Origin of the sequence: Helicobacter sp. UBA3407 (assembly GCF_949747025.1) — a bacterium.
Classification (GTDB): domain Bacteria; phylum Campylobacterota; class Campylobacteria; order Campylobacterales; family Helicobacteraceae; genus Helicobacter_D; species Helicobacter_D ganmani.
In genome coordinates this window covers 1-2,634 of the sequence record NZ_CATKCB010000244.1, presented here as the reverse complement: position 1 = coordinate 2,634, position 2,634 = coordinate 1, and the positions used below count along the sequence as shown (strand labels likewise).

Genomic DNA, 2,634 nt, shown 5'->3' with positions numbered 1-2,634 from the left:
CTGCCTTAATGAATGTAAATCCATTAAAACAATCTTGGTTATTTGCGTGATTGTAGTTATTACTTATTTTAGGCTTTAACAATGAGTTGTGTAAGAACACATTTCAAATTTTTCAACAAAAAATGGAAGTGAGATTATACACAAAAAAACTTAAGATGAAATTAAAACATAGCGTAAAAGCGAGAAAGCTATAAAGAACATTATAATCGCTATAAGAATATCTATTATTTTAGTTATTTGAATAAGAATCTGACTTAATTTCAAAGCACCATACCCCAAACCAAAAAACCATAAAAATGATGCAGTAAATGCTCCATAAGCAAAAATAATTTTTTCATCAAAGTTAAACATTAATGCAGTAGCACCTATTACAAAAACCGTGTCTAAATAGACATGAGGATTTAAAAGGGTAACTGCCAAAGTCAATAAAATGGTTTTTTTAAGCGATAAGGAATTAGATTGTAAAAATTTAGGGTGAGATTCTGCAAAAAATGCAGACTTTAAAGAAAGAAATCCATAATATAAAACAAATAGAATCCCAACCGATGCAATGAGTAAATTTAAGATTCTGTTTTTAGCTAAAAATTCTCCTATTCCAAAAATCCCAAATCCCATTAAGACAACATCACAAAAAAAGCAAATTCCACTAACTACAAAAATATGATTCTTACTTATGCCTTGCTTAATAATAAAGGCATTTTGCGCTCCAATGGCGACAAGGAGGGACAAGGAAAGAAAGAATCCTTTAAAGAAAATAGACATTAAATCTGATGATTCCTTTGATTATTTTCTAGTATTTTAACAAAAGGACAATTAATGCGATATAAATAACTTGCACAGCGATTCCCTGAAGGTTATTATAAAATCCCAAAACAAGCACGCTAGGAATGGGTAAATATCTGATGGTAGCACACAACACATACACGCTAACAGAATCCAAGCGCATAGATTAGCCAATTCATCACCCTAAACATCAAATGAATGGGCAACTTTTGTGCAAAGATTTTCATTAGATAGCAATCAGTATCACTCCAATATTGCCGCTCCCTCCACTCAAAAACGCAAGCCCTCCTAATCCAATCAAGCTACCTTGAGCAAGTGCTTGTCCCATTTTTGATTTAATATAAGCCTGCCAACCCGTAAGACTTGCTTTGCTATGCAACCAAGCACCAACAAAAATCATCACAATAACTGCTGCGATTCCTGCTGCACCCTCCAAAATTTCACGATTTGTTCCTGCTGCCGCCAAAGGAAAAAGCTGCACTAATGCCAAAGCTACGACAATACTAAATACTACCCCAAGACTGGCTCCACCGATTACCCAATGCTGTCCTCGCGTCTGATTTGCCGCTTGCAATGCTGCAAGCAACACCATAACAATCAAAAGTGCTTCCACACCCTCTCACAACAAAACAATCGCTGCATCTATTGCTGTGTAGAAATTTCTGGAAGTTCAGATTCTATACAATTATACAACCCACCATCTCTTATGCTCACGCACTTCACCCTCAAAAATAGGCTACTGCGCAATAAAAGTAAAAATCGCATCTTTTGCCACAGCTTCATTTTGTGAAAAATCCTCAAGCGCACGGCGTAAAAGTGTCAAACCATGTGATAAATTTTGTGGCACACCCTCGACTTTGCGACTCTAAAACATTTCCCGTAATAAAATCATTCAAAGCAGCACCCAACTTTTGAATATGAAAATTCATAGAATCAAAATCCACCGCTTCACTGACCATTGCGACACAATAAAGCGCCAAAGCCGTTTCAATCTGCCCATAATATCCCGCGCTTGTATCGCCCACTATGCGCTCATTGCGTTGCCAAGTGTCATAGAATCTCCTATAAAGTGAGGGAATTCTTCAATATTTTTCTCTGTCGCTTTCTTAAATTGCTTAAATATAGGCATTACACACTTTTCTAACTGCTTGCGTTTTGCTTCATAATCTATCGGATTCTGCTCCTTTTCAAATGCAAGCGGTGCGATAGAAAGGGATTCTAAATGTTCCAAGTTTGGCTCTTTGAGTCTGTCTCAAGCCTCAAGGTGCATTTTCACACGACGAATAATCAAATAAGTGCCATTATCAAGCCCAAGTTCTATCCTTTACCCAAGCGACTTTATCTAATTTATTTTCGCTAGGATTAATTGTGCCATCTTTAAACGCAAATAAATTGCGTGGTGTCTCGCAGTTTTCACAAGAATTAAATCCCATTTGATACCACTTCATCGTAACCTTAAGCAAGCAACTCGCACGAGATTCTGCACAGCGTGAAAGGCAATCTATGGGTCATTTGCACAAGATTGAATGCAAACATCACCACCGCTAAAGTCTGGGCATAATTGATCTCTAGGGAAATGTGGCAAATCCTTGTAATGCTTTAGGTCGCGCAACTTTTAAACCCAATTTATCAAAAGAACTTGCTCCTGCGCCAAAGGTGATTGTCAAATCGTAAGGATTCAGTGAATCTGTCTTTCCGTGTCGTTGGTTGGGACAAGCACATTCTTGCTATATAGCGCGACATTCTCACCCATTGTGAGCTTGCTCGCATAAGCAGTCCATACTTTAAAATCTCTCTGATTTCAGCAAGAGATTCTATATGTAAATCCAACACAAAAATAAATATGCGTTT

At 37.2% G+C, this 2,634-nt stretch carries 8 protein-coding genes; all 8 read right to left on the bottom strand.

Translation table 11 applies throughout. The annotated features are described in order from the left end of the window. Positions 1-150: 150 nt before the first annotated feature. Complete coding sequence (locus Q1553_RS08255; RefSeq protein ID WP_297571931.1) at positions 151-762, bottom strand: LysE family transporter; 612 nt, start codon at positions 760-762, stop codon at positions 151-153. A gap of 247 nt (positions 763-1,009) precedes the next feature. After that, the gene (locus Q1553_RS08250) at positions 1,010-1,396 is read right to left on the bottom strand and encodes an FTR1 family protein (protein WP_300842919.1); all 387 of its coding nucleotides are present in this window, start codon (positions 1,394-1,396) and stop codon (positions 1,010-1,012) included. A 184-nt stretch (positions 1,397-1,580) separates the two neighbouring features. After that, a complete protein-coding gene (locus tag Q1553_RS08245; protein WP_115552308.1) occupies positions 1,581-1,808 on the bottom strand; it encodes a hypothetical protein in 228 nt (75 codons plus the stop codon). Next, positions 1,808-2,014, bottom strand: a complete 207-nt coding sequence (locus Q1553_RS08240) for a hypothetical protein (RefSeq protein WP_300675818.1) — start codon at positions 2,012-2,014, stop codon at positions 1,808-1,810. Before Q1553_RS08240 ends, Q1553_RS08245 begins: the two co-directional genes overlap by 1 nt. Before the next feature lie 73 nt (positions 2,015-2,087). After that, entirely contained in the window at positions 2,088-2,231 is a 144-nt protein-coding gene (locus Q1553_RS08510; protein WP_115552309.1) for a Dyp-type peroxidase domain-containing protein, read from the bottom strand. A 53-nt stretch (positions 2,232-2,284) separates the two neighbouring features. Continuing rightward, on the bottom strand, positions 2,285-2,395 hold the full coding sequence (locus Q1553_RS08505; protein ID WP_366146022.1) for a Dyp-type peroxidase domain-containing protein: 111 nt from the start codon (positions 2,393-2,395) through the stop codon (positions 2,285-2,287). Further along, a complete protein-coding gene (locus Q1553_RS08500; protein WP_181881683.1) occupies positions 2,352-2,450 on the bottom strand; it encodes a Dyp-type peroxidase domain-containing protein in 99 nt (32 codons plus the stop codon). The genes Q1553_RS08505 and Q1553_RS08500 overlap by 44 nt, the downstream gene beginning before the upstream one ends. Beyond that, a partial coding sequence (locus tag Q1553_RS08230; RefSeq protein ID WP_300842918.1) for a hypothetical protein occupies positions 2,413-2,634 on the bottom strand: 222 nt, incomplete at its 5' end. The genes Q1553_RS08230 and Q1553_RS08500, both read right to left, overlap by 38 nt.

Bases quoted from the DNA above. Each gene is read 5' to 3' on its own strand.
- Q1553_RS08255 (WP_297571931.1), bottom strand. From the start codon at position 762: ATGTCTATTTTCTTTAAAGGATTCTTTCTTTCCTTGTCCCTCCTTGTC.
- Q1553_RS08510 (WP_115552309.1), bottom strand. From the start codon at position 2,231: ATGAAGTGGTATCAAATGGGATTTAATTCTTGTGAAAACTGCGAGACA.